Source organism: Streptomyces sp. WAC 04229, assembly GCF_003947455.1.
GTDB lineage: Bacteria > Actinomycetota > Actinomycetes > Streptomycetales > Streptomycetaceae > Streptomyces.
Genome location: NZ_QHJH01000002.1, coordinates 48,443 through 69,876, shown reverse-complemented (window position 1 = coordinate 69,876; position 21,434 = coordinate 48,443). Strand labels below are relative to the sequence as shown.

The following is a 21,434-nucleotide window of genomic DNA, read 5'->3' as shown; positions in this document are numbered from 1 at the left end:
GCATGCGCGACGGCCCGCTCGGCTCAGGCGGCCGTCTCCGTCAGGTCCCGGTGGATCGGGGTCGCCCCGCCCGTCAGGGGTTCGCCCGTACCGCCGCGCCGGGCGGCGACGATCTCCGCCGCGATGGACAGCGCGGTCTCCTCGGGTGTGCGTGCGCCGAGGTCCAGGCCGATCGGTGAGCGGAGCCGGGACAGCTCGTGCTCGGTCAGGCCGGCCTCGCGCAGGCGCCGGTCCCGGTCCCGGTGGGTGCGGCGCGAGCCCATGGCGCCGACGAACGCGACCGGCATCCGCAGTGCCTCCGTCAGCAGGGGCACGTCGAACTTGGCGTCGTGGGTGAGCACGCACAGCACGGTCCGCGCGTCGGTGGAGGTGCCCCGCAGGTAGCGGTGCGGCCAGTCGACCACGACCTCGTCTGCCGCGGGGAAACGCGCCGGCGTGGCGAAGACGGGCCGGGCGTCGCAGACGGTGACGTGGTAGCCGAGGAACTTCCCCGCCCGCACGAGCGCCGCGGCGAAGTCGATCGCCCCGAAGACGATCATGCGGGGCGGCGGCACACTGGACTCGACGAGCAGGGTGAGCCCACCGGGGCAGTGCGAGCCGTCCTCCGACAGGCCCACCGTGCCGGTGCGGCCGTTGTCCAGCAGGGCACGGGCCTCGGCCGCCGCCGTGCGGTCCAGATCCGGGTGGCCGCCCAGACCGCCCTCGTACGTGCCGTCGGCGCGGACGAGCAGGGCCCGGCCCAGGAGGTCGGACGGGCCCTGGACGACCCGGGCGAGGGCGGCGGTCCCGCCCCGGGCGGCGCTCGCAAGCGCCGCCCGGAACAGCTCCCGCGCCGGCGCGTCCGCACCGACCGGGGTGATCACCATGTCGATGACCCCTCCGCAGGTCAGCCCGACCGCGAAGGCGTCCTCGTCGCTGTAGCCGAACCGCTCGCGCACCGTCTCGCCGCTGCGCAGGGCGTCGGAGCACAGCTCGTACACCGCCCCCTCCACGCAGCCGCCGGAGACCGAGCCGATCGCCGTGCCCTCGCTGTCGACGGCGAGGGCGGCACCGGGACCCCGCGGTGCGCTGCCGCCCACGGAGACCACCGTGGCGACGGCGAACTCCCGGCCCTCGTCGAGCCAGCGGTTCAGTTCGGCGGCGATGTCAAGCATCCGCCGCTCCCCCGTTCGTGCCCGCCGATCCCCCGCCCGCGGTCGCCGCCGACAGGACGCGGTCGGGCCGGATCGGCAGATCGCGGTGGCGGACTCCGGTCGCGTGCCACACCGCGTTGGCGACGGCCGCCGCCGCGCCCACGATGCCGATCTCACCGACGCCCTTGATGCCCACCGGGTCCTCCGGGTCGACGTCGTCCACCCAGTCCGCGTCGATGTCGCCGATGTCGGCGTGCGTGGCGACGTGGTAGCCGGCGAGGTCGGGGGCGTAGAGGCCACCGCTCGCGCGGTCCCGTACCGCCTCCTCGTGCAGGGCCATGGAGACGCCCCAGATCATGCCGCCGACCAGCTGGTTGCGGGCGGTGAGCGGGTTGACGATCCGGCCCGCCGCGAAGACGCCGAGCATGCGGCGCACCCGCACCTCGCCGGTGGCGGTGTCCACGGCGACCTCGGCGAACTGGGCACCGTAGGAGTGCCGTTCCTTCTGGGCGAGGCTGCCCAGGGCGGCGGTGGTGTCGGACCGTACGGTGATGCCCTCGGGCGGCACGGTGGTGCCCAGCGCCAGCCGCTCGCGCAGTTCGCGGGCCGCCTCCGTGACCGCCCAGGCCCAGGAACGGGTGCCCATCGAACCGCCCGCGATCATGGCGGGTCCGAAGTCGCTGTCGCCGATCCGGACGCGGACCCGGTCGGGTGCCACCTCCAGCGCGTCGGCGGCGATCATCGTGAGCGCGGTACGGGCGCCGGTGCCGATGTCGGCGGCGGAGATCCGCACCGTGAAGCCGCCGTCGGCCTCGGCGGTGAGGAGCGCCGTGGAGGGTGCCGCGCCCGCGCCGAAGGAGGCCGCGGCCGTGCCCGTGCCCAGCAGCCAGCGCCCGTCGCGGCGCACGCCGGGGCGCGGGTCCCGCTCGGCCCAGCCGAAGCGGCGGGCGCCCTCGCGGAAGCAGGCCTCCAGGTTGCGGCTGCCGAACGGCAGTCCGGAGACCGGGCCGGTCTCCGGCTCGTTGCGCAGGCGCAGTTCGACCGGGTCGACGCCGCAGCGCTCGGCGAGTTCGTCGAGCGCCGACTCGATGGCGAAGGAGCCCGGCGCCTCGCCCGGCGCGCGCATGAACGTCGGGGACGGCACGTCGAGGCGGACCACCTCGTTGGCCGTGCGGTGCGCCTCGGCGTCGTACATGACCCGGGCCACGCCCGCGCTGGGCTCGACGAACTCGTAGACGGTCGACGTCTGGCTCACCGAGCGGTGGTCCAGGGCCCGCAGCCGCCCGTCGGCGTCGGCGCCGAGCCTGACCCGCTGGGCGGTGGGGCTGCGGTAGCCGGCCAGGGTGAACATCTGGCGCCGGGTCATGACGACGCGCACCGGGCGCTGCAGGACGGTCGCGGCCATCACGGCGGACACCTGGTGGGCGCGCAGGCCCTTGCTGCCGAAGCCGCCGCCGATGTGCTCGGAGCGCACCCGCACCGCGGACTCGTCCAGCGAGAACATCTTGGCCAGTTCACCCTGGATCCAGGTGGTTCCCTGGTTGGAGTCGACGACCTCCAGCCGTCCGCCGTCCCACAGGGCCGTGGCGGCGTGCGGCTCCATCATGCTGTGGTGCTCTTCGGGGGTGGTGTACTCCTCGTCCACCACGACGGGCGACGCGTCGAGTCCCGCGTCGAGGTCGCCCTTCACGGTCTCGGCGGGCATCACCCCGGCGGCCGGGTACGCCTCGGGGTGGGCGCCGGTGAGCAGGGTGTCGTGGGGTTCCTCGTCGTAGGCGACGACCAGGGCCTCGGCGGCCTCGCGGGCCTGCTCGGAGTTCTCGGCGACGACGAGGGCGACCGGCCAGCCGAGGTGCGGCACCCGGTCGCTCTGGAAGACGGCGGCGGTCGGGTCCGGCGGGATGCCGAGCAGGCCGACGTAGTCGGTTTCGAGGCGCGGCGCGTTGCCGTGGTGCAGGACGGCGAGGACGCCGGGCATGGCGAGGACGGGTTCGGTCTCGACCGCACGGATGCGGCCACGGGTGACGGTGGACAGCACCAGCCAGCCGTGCGCGAGGTCGGCGAAGGGGATCTCACCGGCGTAGCGGGCCGCTCCGGTGACCTTCTCGCGGCCCTCGACGCGGGTCTGCGAGGTGCCGACGACGCCCTTGACCGTCGTACGGCCGCCGGTCGTGGCGGTGGTCATCGGGCGGCCTCCTCGGTGAGTTCGGTGAGCACGGCCACCACGAGGTTGCGCATGAGGGTCACCTTGTATCCGTTGTCGGGCAGCGGCCTGGCGGCCGCGAGTTCGGCGTCGGCGGCGGCGGCGAAGGTGTCGCCGTCGGCGGGTGCGCCGGTCAGCACGGCCTCGGCCGCGTGGGCCCGCCAGGGCCGCGAGGCCACCGCGCCGAGGGCCAGCCGCGCCTCGCGCACGACGCCGTCCTCGATGTCGAGCGCGGCGGCGACGGAGCCGATCGCGAAGGCGTACGAGGCGCGCTCGCGCACCTTGCGGTAGCGGGAGCGGGCGGCGACCGGGGCGGGCGGCAGGGTGATGCCGGTGATCAGCGCCCCGGGCGGCAGGGCGGTCTCGCGGTCGGGGGTGTCGCCGACGGGGAGGTAGAAGTCGGCGAGCGGCAGCTCGCCGGGGCCGTCGAGGGTCTCGTAGCCGACGACGGCGTCGAAGGCCGCGAGTGCCACACCCATGTCGGACGGGTTGGTGGCCACGCAGTGGTCGGAGGCGCCGAGGATCGCGTGGTTGTGGTGCTCGCCCGTGACGGCGGGGCAACCGCTGCCGGGGGCGCGCTTGTTGCAGGGCCGGCTCGGGTCGGCGAAGTAGCCGCAGCGGGTGCGCTGGAGCAGGTTGCCGCCGACGGTGGCCATGTTGCGCAGCTGGCCGGAGGCGCCGGCCAGGACCGCCTGGGCCAGCGCGGGGTAGCGGCGGCGCACCTCGGAGTGGGCGGCGAGGTCGCTGTTGGTGACGGTGGCGCCGATGCGCAGGCCGCCGTCAGCGGTCGGTTCGATGCCGTCCAGCGGGAGTCCGCGGACGTCGACGAGGCGGGCGGGGCGTTCGACGCCGGTCTTCATCAGGTCGACGAGGTTGGTGCCGCCGCCGAGGAAGCGGGCGTCCGGGTCGGCGGCGAGCAGCGCCACCGCGCCGGAGACGTCGTCGGCACGCTGGTATCCGAACTCCCTCATGCCGCCGCCTCCTCTGCGGTCGGGGCGTGGTCGTCGTCGCGGACCGCGGCCTCGTGGGCCTCGGCGGCGCGGGTGACGGCCTGGACTATGGAGACGTAGGCGCCGCAGCGGCACAGGTTGCCGCTCATGCGTTCGCGGATCTCGTCCGGCGTCAGGGGTGGTGGCCCGGCCTCGGGGCGTACGTCGTCGGTGGCGGCGCTGGGCCAGCCCGCGGCGTGCTCCTCGATGACGGCGATCGCCGAGCAGATCTGGCCTGGGGTGCAGTAGCCGCACTGGTAGCCGTCGAGGTCGAGGAAGGCCTGCTGCACCGGGTGCAGCCGGTCGCCCTCGGCCATGCCTTCGATGGTGGTGATCTCGCGTCCCTCGGCGGCGACGGCGAGATTCAGGCAGGAGACGGCGCGGCGCCCGTCGACCAGGACGGTGCAGGCTCCGCACTGCCCCTGGTCACAGCCCTTCTTGGTGCCGGTGAGATCGAGCCGCTCGCGCAGGGCGTCGAGCAGGGTGGTGCGGTGGTCGACGGTCAGCTGGTGCTTCTCGCCGTTGATGTTCAGGGCTACGGCGCTGGTCGTAGAGGAGGGTGCTGGGGCCATGATCAGCCTTCTCTGGTCTCTGGTGACAGCTTCTTGGGTGTCCGACGACTGGAAACGGGCTGCGGGCGGGAAGATCATCCGTGGCCGGGGGCCTCCGGCTGGTCTCGCCGGCCCCGATCGCCGTTAGAGTGGACTCACAACCGGACAGCTGTCCGCTCACTGAGAACGCAAACGTAACGGACAGTTGTCCGGTTAGCAAGAACGGGATTCGGCCACGAACCCGGAAGGAGGAGGAGTGCCGCCGCCGAAGAAGGACAGGACGGACGCGCCCCTGCGCTCCGACGCGCAGCGCAACCGCGAGCGCATCCTGCGCGTCGCCACGGAGGAGCTGACGCGCTGCGCGAACGCCCCGCTCAGCATGATCGCCAAGAAGGCGGGCGTCGGGCAGGGCACGTTCTACCGCAACTTCCCGCATCGCGAGGCGCTGGTCCTGGAGGTCTACCGCTACGAGATGCAGCAGGTGGCGGAGGCCGCGAGGGAGTTGCTGGCCACGCGGGAACCCGACCGGGCGCTGCGCGAGTGGATGGACCGGCTCGCCCGGTTCGCCCTGACCAAGGTCGGCCTGGCGGACGCGATCCGGCTGGTCACCAGCGCACCGGGGAGCCCGGCGAAACCGGAGCCCGCCCCGGTCACGGAGGCGACCGAGCTGCTGCTCCGCGCGAACGAGGAGGCCGGCACCATCCGCCCCGGCGTGTCGGCGGACGACTTCTTCCTGGCCATCGGCGGCCTCTGGCAGGTCGACGCCAGCGAGGACTGGCAACCGAGGGTCACCCGTCTCCTCGACCTCGTCATGGACGGGCTGCGGGCGGGAGCGCCAGGCCGGTGACCGGGCCCCGGAAGCGGTAGCGGCGCTCCGGGCGGCCCGCCACGCCGTAGCGCAGCGAGACCTCCGCGGTGCCGACGGTGTGGAAGTGCTCGAGGTAGCGGCGGGCACTGACCCGGGAGATACCGGTCAGTGCCGCGCACTCGCTCGCGGAGAGCGTGCCGTCGGCCTCCCGGAGGGTGCGTTCGACCAGCTCGGCGGTCTCCACGCTCATGCCCTTGGGCAGCGCCGGTGCCGCGGCGGTGGGTACCGCGCCCGCCAGGACGCGGTCGACGTCGGCCTGGCTGCGCACCACCGTGCCGAGCAGCCGCCCGCGCTGGACGGCGTAGCGCTCCAGCCGGACCCGCAGGTCCTCGAACTCGAACGGCTTGAGCAGGTAGTCGACCACGCCGTGGCGGACCGCGCCGCGCACCGCGTCCGCCTCCCGGGCCGCGCTGATGACCATGACGTCGCAGTCGTGTCCGGCCGCGCGCAGCCTCGGGATGACGTCCAGGCCGAAGACGTCCGGCAGGTAGAGGTCGAGCAGGACGAGGTCGGGGCGGAGTTCGGCGACGGCGGCGAGCGCCTCCTCGCCGGTGCCGGCGACGCCGACGACCCGGAAGGGTTCGACGCGTTCGACGAAGGCGCGGTGGACGCGGGCCACCATGAAGTCGTCGTCGACCACGAGCACGCCGATCGCGCCGTCGTGGCCGTGGGCCGCCGGCGCCCCCGCCGTACCGGCGGCGTGGGGCGTGCCGCTCGTACCCGTCATGAGGTTGCTCCTTCCGCCACCGCGTCGGTGAGGTGGCTGACGGTCATGCGTGCGGTGAACATGGCCCCCTCGGGGGTGTTGGTCACCGAGATCTCACCGCCGTGACGTTCGCAGACGAGCCGGGTCAGCGCCAGGCCGATGCCGCGCTCGCCCTGCCGGGCGGCCTTGGTGGTGAAGCCGTGGGAGAAGACCTCGCGGGCCAGTTCGGGAGCCACGCCGGGCCCCGAGTCGCGGACCACTATCTCGACGCTGGCGGCGTCCTGCCGCAGCTCGACCTCGACCCAGGCGTCGTGGTCCTCGCCCGCCGCCGCGGCGGCGTCCACTGCGTTGTCGACGAGGTTGCCGAGGACGGTCGCCACGTCGGCGGCGTCCTGCGGGACGAGCCGGTCCAGTGCCGTGCGGTCCGAGACCCGCAGCGCGACCCTGCGCTCGGCGGCGAGCGAGGACTTGGCCGTGATCAGCGCGGCGACGGCGGTGTCGCGGACCCGGCGGCTGAGCGTGACGTCCAGGGACTGGCGGCGCTGGTTGAGCGCGCGGATGTAGCGCACCACCTCGTCCTGCTCACCGATCTGGATGAGCCCGGAGATGGTGTGCAACTGGTTGGCGAACTCGTGGGCCTGGGCGCGCAGCAGCTCGGAGGTGCTGCGGAAGGAGCCGATCTCCCGCTCCAGGCGGGCCAGTTCGGTGCGGTCGCGCAGGGTGGTGACCGAGCCCAGCGGGCGGCCGTCCTTGGTGACGGTCATGCGGTTCATGACCAGGACCCGCCCGTTGCGGACGACGACCTCGTCGCGGGGCTCGGCGGCGTCCGGCGCGGTCCCGGCCAGTACGTCGCGCAGCCGCCCCTCGATGCCGAGGCCGTCCAGGCTCTGGCCGACGCAGTCGGCGGGAAGGTCGAGCAGGCGCCGGCCCATCTCGTTGACCAGGGTGAGCCGGTGCTGTGGATCGAGGGCGACGACGCCCTCGGCGATGCCGTACAGCATGGCTTCCCGGTGCTCGGCGAGCCCCGCGATCTCGCGCGGCTCCAGGCCGAGCGTCTGCCGTTTGACGCGCCGGGCCAGCAGCCAGGAGCCGGCCACGCCGAGGCCGCTGGCGATGCCGAGGTAGGCGAGGAGGTAGGAGGAGGCGCCGCTCAGCCGCTGCCACACCGTCGGGTCGGCCTCGCCGACCATCACCGTGCCCAGATGCCGGCCCAGGGTGTCCCGGGTGGCGCCGAGCACCGGGACCTGGGCGACGAGTTCACGGCTGCCCCGCAGGGTCAGGGGCCCCGACCAGCCGCGCCCCGCGGCGGAGCCCGCCACGCGCGGCAGCCGGCCGCCGATCAGCGTGGGGTCGGTGGAGCTGACGACGCCGCCGTCGGCGTCGGCGATCGTGACGGAGGTGACGCCGGACTGGGTCTGCGTGGAGTTGACCAGCGGGGCGAGGGCCTCCTGCGGCACGGGGCGCAGCAGCTGGCTGCGGACCAGCGGCGTGGCGGCCAGCTGTTCGGCCAGCGCGGTGACCCGGCGGCCCTCGACGCGGTTGAAGGTGGCGCGGGACTGGGCGAGCGAGACGGCGGCGACCGCGCACAGGACCACCACGACGATGGCGAGCTGGAGGACCAGCATCTCGCCCGCGAGGGTCTGACGGCGGAAGGTGGGTGCCACGGCGGACTCGATCTCGGCTGACTGGGGGCGGGCGGGTGTGCCGGGTCGCCATCATGGCGCCCACCTGCGGCGAAGGAAAGAGATGTGCCGTCTTCGCAATGAAGCGGCGACCGCAATGACCACAACCTCCCTTGGTTCCGCAAGGAAGACACGCCGCCGGAGCGCGGGCACCATGTGGCCCACGTCACCCTTCCCCACAGGGCTCCCCGTACCGATCTACCCAACCGACAGGTGGTGTCATACGTGCGCCTGCGCACCCCCCTTGCCCTGCTCGGGGCCGCCGTGCTCGTGCTCGCGGGACCGCCGCTGCTCTCCTCCGGCGGCGACTCCGACTCCGGCACGCAGATTCCCGGCCTGCGCTTCATGGTTCCCAACACGCCCGGCGGCGGTTACGACATCACCGCCCGCACGGCCGCGAAGAACGCCGAGGACGCCGGGCTCACGCACAACATCGAGGTGTTCAATCTGCCCGGCGCGGGCGGCACCGTGGGTCTGAGCCGGCTGGTGAGCGAACACGGCAACGGCAAGCTCGCGATGTCCATGGGCCTCGGCGTCGTCGGCGCCGCCCGCTCCAACCACGCGCCCAAGACCCTCGCCGACACCACGCCGATCGCGCGGCTCACCGAGGAGCAGGACGTCGTCGTGGTCGCCAAGGACTCGCCGTACCGGACGATCGGCGAGCTGATCGACGCCTGGAAGAAGGACCCGGGCAAGATCCCCGTGGGCGGTGGCTCGTCGCCCGGCGGGCCCGACCACCTCGCGCCGATGCTGATGGCGCAGGCCGCCGGGATCGCCCCGAAGTCGGTCAACTACATCCCCTTCGACGGCGGCGGCGAGCTGCTCGCCTCGATCCTCGGCAACAAGGTCGGCTTCGGCGTCTCCGGCGTCGGCGAGTACCTGGACCAGATCAAGGCGGGCGAGCTGAGGGTGCTCGCGGTGACCGGCCCCGAGCGGGTGGACGACCTCGAGGACGCGCCGACGCTGAAGGAGTCCGGCTACGACGTGGACTTCACCAACTGGCGCGGCATCGTCGCCCCGCCCGGCCTCTCGGAGGCGGAGCGGAACAAACTGACGCGCCTGGTCGAGGAGTTGCACGACTCGCCCGAGTGGCGCGAGTCGATGGACAAGAACGGCTGGGACGACGCGTTCCTCACCGGTGAGAAGTTCGGCACCTTCCTGGAAGCCCAGGACAAGCGTGTGGTGTCGGTGCTGAAGGAGCTGGGACTGTGACGACTCCGACCGACGCCACCCCCGCCCCGGAGGCGGCCGGCGCCCCGGCGCCCGAGCGCCGCTCCTGGCTGCGGGACCACTCCGAACTCGGCGTGTGCGCCATGCTGCTGGCGCTGGGCGTCCTCGTCCTGACCGACGCGCTCACCATGGACGTCGACATCACCCAGCGCGGTCCGGTCGGCCCGAAGACCGTGCCGATCGTGGTCGGCATCGGCCTGCTGGTGATCGCCGCGCTGCTCGCCGTGGACGTCCTGCGCGGCGGGCGGGGCGAGGCCGAGGGCGGCGAGGACATCGACCTGTCCGAACCGGCGGACTGGCGCACGGTGCTGCTGCTCTCCGGGATCTTCCTGGGCGCCGCGGCGCTCATCGAGCCGGCCGGCTTCCCGGTCGCCGGGGCCCTGCTCTTCTGGGGCGCCGCCTTCGCCCTGGGCAGCCGGCGCGTGGACCGCGACCCGCTGATCGCCGCGGCGCTGTCCCTGCTCACCTATGTCGTCTTCGACAAGCTGCTCGGTGTGCCGCTGCCCGGCGGTCCGCTGATGGGAGTGCTCTGACATGAACGCCCTCAACTCCCTCATGGACGGGTTCGGCACGGCCCTGTCCCCGCTCAACCTCCTGTGGGCCGCCCTGGGTGTGCTGCTCGGCACGGCGATCGGCGTCCTGCCCGGCATCGGCCCGGCGATGGCGGTTGCGCTGCTGCTGCCGGTGACGTACGGCCTCGACCCGGTCGCGGCGTTCATCATGTTCGCCGGCATCTACTACGGCGCGATGTTCGGCGGTTCGACCACCTCCATCCTGCTGAACACCCCCGGCGAGAGCGCCGCGGTGGTGGCGGCCATGGAGGGCAACCCCATGGCCAAGGCGGGGCGCGGTGCGCAGGCACTGGCGGCCGCCGCCATCGGCCACTTCGCGGGCGGCATGATCGGCACGATCCTGCTGGTGGCGCTGGCGCCGACGGTCGCCGACCTGGCGGTGGACATCGGTGCGCCGGACTACTTCGCCATCATGGTGCTGGCGTTCATCGCCGTGACGTCGGTGCTGGGTTCCTCGCGTGTCAGAGGTCTGGCCTCGCTGCTGATCGGCCTGACCATCGGCCTGGTGGGCCTGGACCAGATGACGGGGCAGCAGCGGCTGACCTTCGGTTCGCTGCAACTCGCCGACGGCGTCGACGTGGTGATCGTCGCGGTCGGTCTGTTCGCGATCGGCGAGGCCCTGTGGGTGGCGGCGCACCTGCGGCGCGGCGCTGCCGAGCCGATCCCGGTGGGCCGCCCCTGGCTGGGCCGCGGCGACGTCCGCCGCACCTGGAAGTCGTGGCTGCGCGGCCCCTTCATCGGCTTCCCGTTCGGCGCGATCCCGGCGGGCGGTGCGGAGATACCCACCTTCCTCTCCTACGTCACGGAGAAGCGCCTGTCCAAGCACAAGGACGAGTGGGGCAAGGGCGCCATCGAGGGCGTGGCGGGACCGGAGTCCGCGGCGTCGGCCTCGGCGGCGGGCACGCTGGTGTCCATGCTGACCCTGGGCCTGCCGACGACGGCGGTCGCGGCGGTCATGCTGGCCGCCTTCCAGCAGTACGGCATCCAGCCCGGCCCGCTCCTCTTCGAGCGCGAACCCGAGCTGGTCTGGGGCCTCATCGCGTCCCTCTTCGTCGGCATGGTGCTGCTGCTCGCGCTCAACCTGCCGCTGGCACCCGTGTGGGCCAAGCTGCTGCGGATCCCGCGGCCGTACCTGTACGCGGGGATCATGTTCTTCGCGGCGGTCGGCGCGTACGCCGTCGGCGGCGAGGTCGTCGACCTGGTGATCCTGCTGATCATCGGCCTGGTGGGGTTCGGCATGCGGCGCTACGGCCTGCCCGTCCTGCCCGCGGTGATCGGCGTCATCCTCGGCCCGAACGCCGAGCAGCAGCTGCGCCGCGCCCTGCAGATCAGCGACGGCAGCGTGACGGGCCTGGTCGACACACCGTTCGCGGTGACGGTGTACGCGGTGATCGTGCTGCTGCTGGCCTGGCCGCTGCTGAGGCGACCGCTGGCGCGGCTGGCGGGCCGGGGACGGACGCGGGCCGACGCCTGACCCCGGATCCTCGTACCGTGATCGGAGACGGGTCCTGCTCCGTCCGGCAGGACCCGCATCCGCACGACAGAGGGAGAGCCCCATGATTTTCATCACCGCGAAGTTCCAGGTCCTTCCGGAGCACGCGGACCGGTGGCCGGAGATCTCCGGCGACTTCACCCGGGCCACCCGGGCGGAACCCGGCTGTCTCTGGTTCGACTGGTCCCGCAGCGTCGAGGACCCCGCGGAATACGTCCTGGTCGAGGCGTTCCGCGACGACGAGGCGGGCGCCGCGCACGTCCAGTCGGCACACTTCCGCGCCGCGCAGGAGCAGCTGCCGCGCTACCTCGCCCGGACACCGCGCATCGTGAACGCGTCGCTCGACCAGGACGACTGGTCGCTTCTGGGTGAGATGGCGGTCGATCGCGGCTGACGGTCTTCGGTCGTCCGGTCGGGACGGCCTCCGCCGGAGCTCGGGGCGCCCTTCCCCAGGGGGCGCCCGTCGCTCGATCAGCCTGTCAGGGCGTCCACGGCCCGAGCATGTCCTTCATCGCGTCCGTCATCGCGAACTGCAGCAGCGGGCCGTACGTGATCCGGCCGACGCCGAGGCGGCGGAAGCGCTCGAGGTCGTGCTTGACCGGGTGGGCCGTGGAGTTCACGGGGATGGAGACTGCGCCGACCACAGCCGCGAGCAGGTCGTCGTCGTCCTGGATACGCACCGGGTAGACACTGTCGGCGCCGGCCTGCTCCAGGGCCCGCAGCCGCTCGATCGCCTCGTCGAGGACGCCGGACGCGTCCTCCGCGTGCAGGAAGAGGTCGGTGCGCCCGTTGACCCAGACCGGGATCCCCGCGTCGTCGGCCGCCTTCCGCAGGCCGGCGATGTAGCTCGCGTGCTCCTGTGTACTGCGCACGCGTCCGCCCTCCGAGTGGACGGTGTCCTCGAGGTTGAGACCGACGCCGCCGGCCTCGGTGAGCCCGGCGATGAGATCCGCGGGCTCCTGTCCGTACCCGGCCTCCAGGTCCACGGACACGGGGACGTCGACCGCCGCGATGACGGGCCTGACCGCGGCGAGCACCTCCTCGAACGTCTGCCCCTCCCGGTCCTCGGCTCCCCGGGAGTCGGCGAGCGGATGGCTGCCGATCGTCAGCGCGGGGAACCCCGCGCCGGCCGCCGTCCGCGCGGACCACACGTCCCAGACGGTGGGCAGCACCAACGGCTGGTGCTGGGCGTGCAGTTGCCTGAGGAGTTGAGCCCGCTCAACAGTGGTACGAAAGTCCATGCCGAGGACGCTACCCCGGATCACGTGATCGCGGGACGAGGGATCCGCGGTATGCCGGGTGTCGAACTCCTGCCGTGCGCGGTTGTCGGACGCGTCGGCGTCCCTTCGCCGATGCCGCGCCGTTCAGCCCAGCGCCCGGTCGAGGTTGAAGGCCGCGCTGATCAGGCCGAGATGGGTGAACGCCTGCGGGAAGTTGCCGCTCTGCTCACCAGTGTGGCCGATTTCCTCCGCGTACAGCCCGAGATGGTTCGCGTACGTGAGCATCTTCTCGAACGCCAGCTGCGCCTCCTCCAGGCGTCCGGCGCGGCTCAGTGCCTCGACGTACCAGAAGGAGCAGATCGAGAACGTTCCCTCCTCGCCCCGCACCCCGTCCGGACTGGCCTGCGCGTCATACCGGTAGACCAGGGAGTCCGCGACCAGCTCCTCCCCCAGTGTGTCCAGCGTCGACAGCCACTTCGGATCCGTGGGGGAGATGAACTTGGCCAGCGGCATCATCAGCACGGAGGCGTCGAGGACGCTGTCGCCGTAATGCTGGAGGAACGCCTTCCGTTCGGCCGACCAGCCGCGGTCCATGATCTGGCGGTAGACGGCGTCGCGCGTGCCGCTCCAGCGCGCGTCGTCGGCCGGCAGCCCGCGGCGCCGGGCCAGGCGCATCGCCCGCTCGATCGCCACCCAGCACATCAGTCGGGAGTAGAGGTAGCTCTTGCGTCCGCCGCGGGTCTCCCAGATGCCCTCGTCCGGCCGGTCCCAGTTGTCGCAGACCCAGTCGACCAGGCCGCAGACCGTGTCCCAGTGGGCGCTGGATATCGGCTCTCCCCACTTGTCGTAGAGGTAGATCGAGTCGACGAGGGCTCCGTATATGTCCAGCTGCAGCTGGCCGACCGCCTTGTTGCCCACGCGGACGGGGGAAGAGCCCCGGTAGCCCTCGAGACCGGGCAGCTCACGCTCGGCCAGGTCCCGGCGACCGTCGACGCCGTACATGATCTGCAAAGGTCCGTTTCCGGAGTCGGAGGGGTGGGCGTACTCGGTCAGGAAGCGCATGAAAGCCTGCGCCTCCTCGGTGAAACCGAGCCGCAGGAGCGCGTAGACGCAGAAGGCCGCGTCGCGGATCCAGACGTACCGGTAGTCCCAGTTCCGTTCGCCGCCGATCTGCTCGGGCAGGCTCGTCGTGGGTGCCGCCACCATGGCGCCGGTCGGGACGTAGGTGAGCAGCTTGAGCGTCAGTGCGGAGCGGTGCACCATCTCGCGCCAGCGGCCGCGGTAGCGCGACGTGGACAGCCACCCCCGCCAGTACCGGACGGTGGCCTGGAACAGTTCCTCCGCCTCGGCCACGGCGCAGACCCGGGGGGCGACGCTCTCCCCGACACGGTCGAGTGCGAAGACGGCGCTCTCGCCCTCGTGGAGCTTGAACAGCGACCACACGTCACGGCCGTCGTGCTCCACCGGGACGCTGGAGGTCAGCGCGAGGGAGAGCGAGGCCGACTCGAAGACCGGACAGCCGTGCTCGGTGCGGATGGTGTGCGGCTCGGTCGCGTACCCGAACCGTGGTGAGACGCCCGCCCGGAAGGGCAGTGATCCGCGGACGCAGACCACTCTGCGGATCAGCCGATGCCGGTCGGCCTCACGGGAATTGTCGACGATCGGCATGAAGTCCTGGATCTCGGCCACACCGTCGTTGGCGAAGAAACGGGTGATGAGCACGTTGGTGTCGGGGAAGTAGAACTGCTTCGTGCGGGCCGGCACGTCCGGCGCGAGCTCGAAGCTCCCTCCCTTCTCGGCGTCGAGGATCGAGGCGAACACACTGGGAGCGTCGAATCGGGAGCAGCAGTACCAGTCGATCGTGCCGTTCGTCCCCACGAGAGCAGCACTGCGCAGGTCCCCGATCAGCCCGTGTTCCGAGACGGGCAGATACCTGGCAGACACGGTGAAAGCCCTCCTCTGCCGGAGGAAAGTGCTGTTAAAGCCGTTTACAGCTTATTTCATACTAGAACGTGAGATGCCGATCAGGTCGCGGTCGAACAGTCCGGCCCACCGGCGACACTTCGTGTCGCCGCCAGTGCGCACCGTCATCAGAAGCGCGTCGGGCCATTGCCGGTGACCGGACGGTCACACCAGGTCCGGCAAGTCCATCAGCGCGAGTTCGGCCGGGTCGACGACGGCGGTGATCTCGGTGATGCGGCCGTCGGCGACGGTGAACGTGAGCAGCGACAGCGGGATGCCGTCCTCGTTCCAGGCGATGACGCCGGGGCGCCCGTCGACGGTCACGGGACGCCCGTGTGCCGCGCCGCCTGCCACGCGGGCACGGCCTGCGACCTCGGTGGCTCCGATCGTGACGAACCGTCCGCCCGGGGCGTGCACGGTGAACTCCACCTCGGGATGGAGAAGTTCCAGCAGCCGCTCGAACCTGCCCTCGCGGGCCGCGGCCAAGAACGCCCCGACCACCTCGCGCCGCCGCTGCCGGTCGCTCGCCGACTGCCGGGCGGCGCGCACCTTGCGGCGGGCGCGACTGGTGAGCATCTTGGTCGCGTCGGTCGACCTGCCGAGGATGGTGCCGATCTCCCCGTGGGGTACGGCGAACACGTCGTGCAGCACGAACGCGAGGCGCTCGTCGGGACGCAGCGAGTCCAGGACCGTCAGCAGCGCCAGGCCCACCGAGTCGCCCAGTGCCACGAGCTCTTCCGGAGTCGAACCGTCGTCGAGCGTCACGGTGAGTTCGGGCAGCCGGTCGTCGAGGGGCACCGTCGGACGAGTGCGGCCGGAGCGGAGGAGATCGAGGCTGATGCGGCCGACCACGGTGGTCAGCCAGCCGCCGAGATTGTCGATGCCGTCGGCGTCCTGGCGGGACAGCCGCAGCCACGCCTCCTGGACCGCGTCGTCCGCGTCGGCGTGCGAGCCGAGTACGCGGTAGGCGACGGCCGTGAGCCGGGCTCGGTGCGTCTCGAAGGCCTCGGCGATCGGATCGGCGGGATGGGCGCCGGACATGGTGTTACCTCCCTGGTAGCTGCTCCGTCATAGGGGTGACGGGCACCAGCCCCGCAAGGTAACCCCGACCAAGGAGAGCACCCTGCCATGCAGAACCGACTGAAGAACAAGAACGGCGACAACCCCGACGTGTGGAAGGCGATCGGGCACCTGCACAAGGCGATCGCGGCCGGGGGTGTCGACCCGAAGCTGCTCACGCTGGTCCACCTGCGCGTCAGCCAGATCAACAGCTGCTCGGCGTGCGTCTTCGCCAGTGTCGCCGGCGGGAAGAAGACCGGTGAAAGCGACGAGCGGCTGCACAACGTGGTGGCGTGGCGGGAGGCGCCGTTCTACACCGACGCGGAGCGTGCGGCACTGGCGCTGGCCGAGGCCGCCACCCGGTTGCAGGACGGCGCGGAGGGAGTCACCGACGCGATCTGGGAAGAGGCCGGCGCCCACTTCACCGAGGAACAGATCGGCGCGATCAACCTGGAGATCGCGCTGACGAACTTCTTCAACAGGATCAACCGCACCATCAAGGAACCGGCCGGCCAGACCTGGGGCTGAGCCCGGCGTCCGCCGTACCGCGGACCGGTACGGCGCTGAAGGACCTGCCCCTCAGCCGGGCGCGGGACGAGATGAGGCAGCACGGCACCCGAACGCCCTCAAGGACCCCCTTTGTCCCGATCAAGGGAAAAGTAGCCGTGTTTCGCGCTGAAGGTCTTACGCAGTCACCCGATGACCGCTAGCTTCTTTGTTGCGGCCATGTCATGACCTGCCGACGGCCGCACATCGGCGCGACGGCGCGCGCCAGTACTCCCCACACATGCCATCTGACGGGCATGCATGCCTGAACCCCTCACAGCTTCGGGAGACACCTGTGCGCACGAAACGACCGTTAGGAAGCAGCACCCCAGGCCGGCGCCGCACCCAGGTGCCGCCGGCGGACACTCCCACGTCGTGCGTCCCCCACCGCGGCACAGCATGCCCGGACGTCGAGGCCTGACGGCCGGGAACTCCGGGCCCCGTCCCGTGCCCGATCTCGCGATGTGAGCTTCGCCGGGGCGACTCGCCCGTCATCTCGTCCGGGATGCCCCGGCGACGCGCCCCGGCATGCCCGTTGAACCCCGCACCGCCCTCGTGCGCGGTGCGGGGGGGGGACCGGTGTCCGAGACGCCTTCCGACGGGATCTCCCCCTCCCTCACTGCGCAACTCCGTGAGTCCGTCCCCCTCTCAATGAAGGAGATGACGCCGTCTTGCACAGAAAACTGATCGGCACCCTGGCCCTGATCGCGGCGGCAGCGCTGAGTGCCACGCCGTACGCCGTGGCAGCGCCCGAGAGACCGTCTCCGCCGTCGGCGCCCACCGCTCGGGCGGCGCCGGCAGCCGCCGACCCCCATTACGAGGTCCTGGTCTTCTCCAAGACGGCCGGATTCCGCCACTCTTCGATCGACGACGGACTGGCGGCCCTGCGCGAACTGGGAACGGCCAACAACTTCACCGTCGACGCCACCGAGGACGCGGGAGCCTTCACGACCGCCGGGCTGGCCCCCTACGAGGCGGTGGTCTTCCTGTCGACCACGGGTGACGTGCTGAACGACGCCCAGCAGACGGCCTTCGAGCAGTACATCAACAACGGCGGCGGCTACGTCGGCGTGCACGCGGCGGCCGACACCGAGTACGACTGGCCGTTCTACGAGGGTCTGGCGGGCGCCCTCTTCCAGTCCCATCCCGCCGTCCAGTCCGCCACCGTCCGGGTCGAGGACCGGGCCCACGACGCCACCGCCCATCTCGACCGGGCCTGGCAGCGCACCGACGAGTGGTACAACTACCGCACCAACCCGCGTGCCTCCGCCCGCGTCCTGGCCTCGCTGGACGAGTCGAGCTACTCCGGCGGCTCCATGTCGGGCGACCATCCGATCGCCTGGTGCAAGGACTACGAAGGCGGCCGTGCCTTCTACACCGGTGGCGGCCACACCGACGAGTCCTACGGACAGGCCGAGTTCCGCCGCCACCTGCTCGGCGGTGTCCGGTGGGCGGCCGGCGTGACCGAGGCGGACTGCCGTCCGGAGACCGGCTACACCAGCCTCTTCGACGGCTCCGGCACCAGCGGCTGGAGCCAGGCGGGCCCCGGCGGCTTCACGCTCGCCGACGACTCCCTGACGTCGTACGGCGGCCTCGGCATGATGTGGTACACCGCCAGGGAGTTCACCGGTGACTACTCCGTGAAGCTGGACTGGAAGATGGACGACGACTCCAACTCCGGTGTCTTCCTCGGCTTCCCGGCCTCCGACGACCCCTGGTCCGCGGTCGACAACGGCTACGAGATCCAGATCGACGCCACGGACTCCCCGGACCGCACCACGGGCTCCGTGTACGGGTTCCAGGCGGCGGACATCGCCGCACGGGACGCCGCGCTCAACCCGCCCGGAGATTGGAACACCTACGAACTCCGCGTCACCGGCGAACGGCTGGAGATCTTCCTCAACGGCCGCAAGATCAACGACTTCACCAACACCGACCCCGCCCGCAGCCTCCGCCAGGGACACGTCGGCATCCAGAACCACGGTGACGGCGACACGGTGTCGTTCCGCAACATCCGGGCCAAGGTACTGAACGCCGGTCCGTCCGCGGGCGAGGTGAAGGGCGTGAACGGCAAGTGCCTGGACGTCGACAACTCGCAGACCGCGGACGGTACGAAGGTCCAGTTGTGGACGTGCAACGGCACCGCCGCGCAGCAGTGGACGGTGCAGGGAGACGGCACGGTGAAGGCACTGGGGAAGTGCCTCGACGTCTCCGGCGGTGGCAGCGCGGACGGCACCCGCGTCCAGCTCTGGACCTGCAACGGCACCGGCGCGCAGTCCTGGCAGCCCCAGGCCGACGGCACGGTACGCAACCCGCAGTCCGGCAAGTGCCTCGACGCCTCCGGCGGAACCTGGAACGACGGAACGCCGGTCCACCTGTGGACCTGCCACACCGGCGCCAACCAGAAGTGGGCCCTCCCCTGAGGAACCGGGCCTGAGGAACCGGCCCCGACGGAGACCGCACGTTCCTGAGACACCTCACCGAGCCAGACGCGGGGGCGGCTCCAGTCCCCGTCCGCACCCTGCCGAGTCCGGGACGACGGCGCGTCCCGGCCGCGGTGGATCTCCCACCCATCCGACCGAGTCCCTCCGCTCCGGGGGACCGTCAGGAGGTCACGTGTATCCACGCCCGCACCCTCACCGCCTGGGCAGACGCCTGGCCGGCTCGCTCGTCGCCTCCCTGCTGGCCGTCGGACTGTCGTCGTCTCCCGCCCCGGCACAGGACGCGGCCGCCGCCGATCCGCCCCCGCAGGAACCGGGCGTCACCCTGCGCGTCTTCGACGTGCAGACCCCGTTGAGCGGGATCTGCACCCTCAAGGCCGGCCAGACGCCCAACATCGACAAGCTGATGCCGGTGATCGACTGGTCCTCGGTCGACGACTTCGGCCTGGAAAGCGGCTTCGTCACGCACGCGCTCGGCAACCTCGACGCCCCGGGGGCGGGCAGCTACGCCTTCCGCCTCACGAGCGACGACGGTTCCCGCCTCTGGATCGACGACCAACTGGTCGTCGATCACGACGGCCTGCACGGTCCCGAGCCGAAGGACGGCACCGCGGAGCTGACGGCCGGGTACCACTCACTGCGCATCGAGCACTTCGAGCGCGACGGTGGCCAGCAGCTGACCCTGGCCTGGAAGCCCCCGGGCGCCTCCGGCTTCTCCGTCGTGCCGAACTCGGCGCTCAGCACGGACGCCGACGTCGTCCGCGTGACCGCGCCCGGCCAGAAGGAGTGCGAGGGCGGCACGGACTCGCCGGGCGACGGCCTGCCCCTGACGGGAGTGCATCCGAACTACACCCTCACCGACCTGCGTCCCGCGGGTTTCGAGCCGCAGGTCTCAGCGATGGACTGGCTGCCGGACGGCCGGCTGGCCATCACCACCTGGGGCGGCAGCAACAACACCACGGGCGAGGTCTATCTCCTGGACAACGTCACCGGGAACACCGGCCCGGACAAGGTGACGGCGAAGAAGGTGGCCTCGGGCCTCAAGGAGCCGATGGGCATCAAATACGTCGACGGAAAGCTCTACGTCTCCCAGAAGCACGAGCTGACCGAACTGAACGACACCAACGGCGACGAGGTCACCGACACCTACCGCAGGGTCGCGACCTGGCCCTTCGGCGGCAACTTCCACGAGTTCGCCTTCGGCCTGCTCTACAAGGACGGCTCCTTCTACCTGAACCTCTCCGTCTCCATCGACTACGGCGGCGCGACGACCGACCCGCAGCCGGCCCAGAACCGCGGCACCACCATCAAGGTGAACAAGGAGACGGGGAAGGTCGACTACATCGCCGGCGGGCTGCGGACGCCGAACGGCATCGGGTGGGGCCCCGAGGGCGGGATCTTCGTCACCGACAACCAGGGCGGGTGGCTGCCCTCGTCGAAGCTGGTCCACATCAAGCAGGACCGCTTCTTCAACCACTACACCAACCCGGACGGCCCCTTCGACAACAAGCCGGTGACCCAGCCGGTGCTGTGGCTGCCGCAGAACGAGATCGGCAACTCGCCCAGCACACCACTGCAGTTGACCGAGGGACCGTTCGCCGGGCAGATGCTCTTCGGCGACGTCACCTACGGCGGCGTCCAGCGCGGCTACCTGGAGAAGGTCGGCGGTGAGTACCAGGGTGCCGTCTTCCGCCTCACCCAGGGCCTGGAGGCAGGCGTCACACGGATCAGCATCGGTCCGGACGGAGCGCTCTACGCGGGCGGCCTGGGTGCGGGCGGCAACTGGGGCCAGGAGGGCAAACTCAGCCACGGCCTCCAGAAGCTGACGCCGAACGGCGCGGACGCGTTCGACATCCGCGCCATGCGCGCCGTGCCCGGCGGCTTCGAGCTGGAGTACACCCAGCCCCTGTCCGAGGAGACGGCGGCCGGCCTGGCCGGACGCTACAAGATCAAGCAGTGGCGCTACGTCCCGACCGCCGACTACGGCGGCCCCAAGATCGACCAGGAGACCCTCACCGCCCGGTCGGCCACGCTCTCCGCCGACGGCAGGACGGTCACCCTGGCCATTCCCGGCCTCAAGGCCGACCGGGTGGTCCATGTCCGCTCACCGCGTCCCTTCAGTTCCGCGGGCGGCGAGTCCCTGTGGAGCACCGAGGCGTGGTACACGCTCAACAGGATGCCGGGCGCGATGTCCGGCACGGGTGAGGTGAAGGGCGTGAACGGCAAGTGCCTGGACGTCGACAACTCGCAGACCGCGGACGGGACGAAGGTCCAGTTGTGGACGTGCAACGGCACCGCCGCGCAGAGGTGGGCGCTGCCCGGGGACGGCACGGTGACGGCGCTGGGCAAGTGCCTCGACGTCTCGGGCGGCGGCAACGCGGACGGCACGCGCGTCCAGCTCTGGACCTGCAACGGTTCCGGCGCGCAGTCCTGGCAGCCCCAGGCCGACGGCACGGTACGCAACCCGCAGTCCGGCAAGTGCCTCGACGCCTCCGGCGGAACCTGGAACGACGGAACCCCGGTCCACCTGTGGACCTGCCACACCGGCGCCAACCAGAAGTGGACCCTGCCCTGACCGTGAGGTTCACCGTCCGACGTTGAACGCGGCGACCTTCACGTGACCGGCGTTTCGTAGGGGGTGTCCCCTGACGGGCACGCGCCGGATGCGGGCGCGCCGGGCGTCGGTCATGCCGGACGGATCTCGGCCACCCGTTCCCGGACCTCCCCTGGGACCGGCTCATCCCCCGGTGAGCGGATGACACCGCGGTCCTCACCACCTT

At 71.7% G+C, this 21,434-nt stretch carries 16 protein-coding genes and 1 pseudogene; 8 read left to right on the top strand and 9 right to left on the bottom strand.

The window, feature by feature from the left end; translation table 11 throughout:
* Positions 1-23 precede the first annotated feature (23 nt).
* The 4 genes from DMH12_RS00840 to DMH12_RS00825 are packed head-to-tail and all read right to left on the bottom strand — an operon-like array spanning position 24 to position 4,897.
* Positions 24-1,154 (bottom strand): XdhC/CoxI family protein, encoded by a 1,131-nt coding sequence (locus DMH12_RS00840; RefSeq protein WP_125489557.1) that lies wholly within the window; start codon positions 1,152-1,154, stop codon positions 24-26.
* Complete coding sequence (locus tag DMH12_RS00835; RefSeq protein WP_125489556.1) at positions 1,147-3,318, bottom strand: xanthine dehydrogenase family protein molybdopterin-binding subunit; 2,172 nt, start codon at positions 3,316-3,318, stop codon at positions 1,147-1,149. The genes DMH12_RS00840 and DMH12_RS00835 overlap by 8 nt, the downstream gene beginning before the upstream one ends.
* The gene (locus DMH12_RS00830) at positions 3,315-4,307 is read right to left on the bottom strand and encodes a xanthine dehydrogenase family protein subunit M (protein ID WP_125489555.1); all 993 of its coding nucleotides are present in this window, start codon (positions 4,305-4,307) and stop codon (positions 3,315-3,317) included. The genes DMH12_RS00835 and DMH12_RS00830 overlap by 4 nt, the downstream gene beginning before the upstream one ends.
* Positions 4,304-4,897, bottom strand: a complete 594-nt coding sequence (locus DMH12_RS00825; RefSeq protein ID WP_125489554.1) for a 2Fe-2S iron-sulfur cluster-binding protein — start codon at positions 4,895-4,897, stop codon at positions 4,304-4,306. Before DMH12_RS00825 ends, DMH12_RS00830 begins: the two co-directional genes overlap by 4 nt.
* A 235-nt stretch (positions 4,898-5,132) precedes the next feature.
* On the opposite strand from DMH12_RS00825, the gene DMH12_RS00820 reads away from it, so the two are divergent.
* Positions 5,133-5,723: a TetR/AcrR family transcriptional regulator gene (locus DMH12_RS00820; protein WP_122620795.1), complete on the top strand. Its 591-nt coding sequence runs from the start codon at positions 5,133-5,135 to the stop codon at positions 5,721-5,723.
* Here DMH12_RS00820 and DMH12_RS00815 read toward each other — a convergent pair.
* Together DMH12_RS00815 and DMH12_RS00810 are read right to left on the bottom strand one after the other, a co-directional pair.
* Complete coding sequence (locus DMH12_RS00815; RefSeq protein ID WP_125489553.1) at positions 5,686-6,471, bottom strand: response regulator; 786 nt, start codon at positions 6,469-6,471, stop codon at positions 5,686-5,688. The genes DMH12_RS00820 and DMH12_RS00815 overlap by 38 nt on opposite strands.
* Positions 6,468-8,114, bottom strand: coding sequence for an ATP-binding protein (locus tag DMH12_RS00810; RefSeq protein ID WP_125489552.1), 1,647 nt, complete (start codon positions 8,112-8,114; stop codon positions 6,468-6,470). Before DMH12_RS00810 ends, DMH12_RS00815 begins: the two co-directional genes overlap by 4 nt.
* Before the next feature lie 243 nt (positions 8,115-8,357).
* On the opposite strand from DMH12_RS00810, the gene DMH12_RS00805 reads away from it, so the two are divergent.
* The 4 genes from DMH12_RS00805 to DMH12_RS00790 all read left to right on the top strand — a co-directional run bounded on the left by DMH12_RS00805 (position 8,358) and on the right by DMH12_RS00790 (position 11,820).
* Complete coding sequence (locus tag DMH12_RS00805; protein WP_185832080.1) at positions 8,358-9,344, top strand: tripartite tricarboxylate transporter substrate binding protein; 987 nt, start codon at positions 8,358-8,360, stop codon at positions 9,342-9,344.
* Positions 9,341-9,895 carry a tripartite tricarboxylate transporter TctB family protein gene (locus DMH12_RS00800; protein ID WP_125489550.1) on the top strand — a complete coding sequence of 185 codons (555 nt, stop codon included), beginning with the start codon at positions 9,341-9,343 and terminating at the stop codon, positions 9,893-9,895. Before DMH12_RS00805 ends, DMH12_RS00800 begins: the two co-directional genes overlap by 4 nt.
* A gap of 1 nt (position 9,896) precedes the next feature.
* Positions 9,897-11,408: a tripartite tricarboxylate transporter permease gene (locus DMH12_RS00795; protein ID WP_125489549.1), complete on the top strand. Its 1,512-nt coding sequence runs from the start codon at positions 9,897-9,899 to the stop codon at positions 11,406-11,408.
* A gap of 82 nt (positions 11,409-11,490) precedes the next feature.
* A complete protein-coding gene (locus tag DMH12_RS00790; protein ID WP_125489548.1) occupies positions 11,491-11,820 on the top strand; it encodes a putative quinol monooxygenase in 330 nt (109 codons plus the stop codon).
* Between the two features lie 85 nt (positions 11,821-11,905).
* Here the strand turns inward: DMH12_RS00790 and DMH12_RS00785 are convergent, their stop codons facing one another.
* The 3 genes and pseudogenes from DMH12_RS00785 to DMH12_RS00775 form a co-directional block, all read right to left on the bottom strand.
* Positions 11,906-12,667, bottom strand: coding sequence for an isocitrate lyase/phosphoenolpyruvate mutase family protein (locus DMH12_RS00785; RefSeq protein ID WP_125489547.1), 762 nt, complete (start codon positions 12,665-12,667; stop codon positions 11,906-11,908).
* A 123-nt stretch (positions 12,668-12,790) separates the two neighbouring features.
* Positions 12,791-14,596: pseudogene (locus DMH12_RS00780) on the bottom strand (glycoside hydrolase family 15 protein); the annotation flags it as partial.
* Positions 14,597-14,773: 177 nt separating this feature from the next.
* The gene (locus DMH12_RS00775; RefSeq protein ID WP_125489545.1) at positions 14,774-15,649 is read right to left on the bottom strand and encodes a sigma-70 family RNA polymerase sigma factor; all 876 of its coding nucleotides are present in this window, start codon (positions 15,647-15,649) and stop codon (positions 14,774-14,776) included.
* Between the two features lie 87 nt (positions 15,650-15,736).
* On the opposite strand from DMH12_RS00775, the gene DMH12_RS00770 reads away from it, so the two are divergent.
* The 3 genes from DMH12_RS00770 (at position 15,737) to DMH12_RS00760 (ending at position 21,229) form a co-directional block, all read left to right on the top strand.
* Entirely contained in the window at positions 15,737-16,195 is a 459-nt protein-coding gene (locus tag DMH12_RS00770; RefSeq protein WP_125489544.1) for a carboxymuconolactone decarboxylase family protein, read from the top strand.
* Between the two features lie 689 nt (positions 16,196-16,884).
* A complete protein-coding gene (locus tag DMH12_RS00765) occupies positions 16,885-18,636 on the top strand; it encodes a ThuA domain-containing protein (protein ID WP_185832079.1) in 1,752 nt (583 codons plus the stop codon).
* Between the two features lie 193 nt (positions 18,637-18,829).
* Complete coding sequence (locus DMH12_RS00760) at positions 18,830-21,229, top strand: ricin-type beta-trefoil lectin domain protein (protein ID WP_125489543.1); 2,400 nt, start codon at positions 18,830-18,832, stop codon at positions 21,227-21,229.
* Positions 21,230-21,434 lie beyond the last annotated feature (205 nt).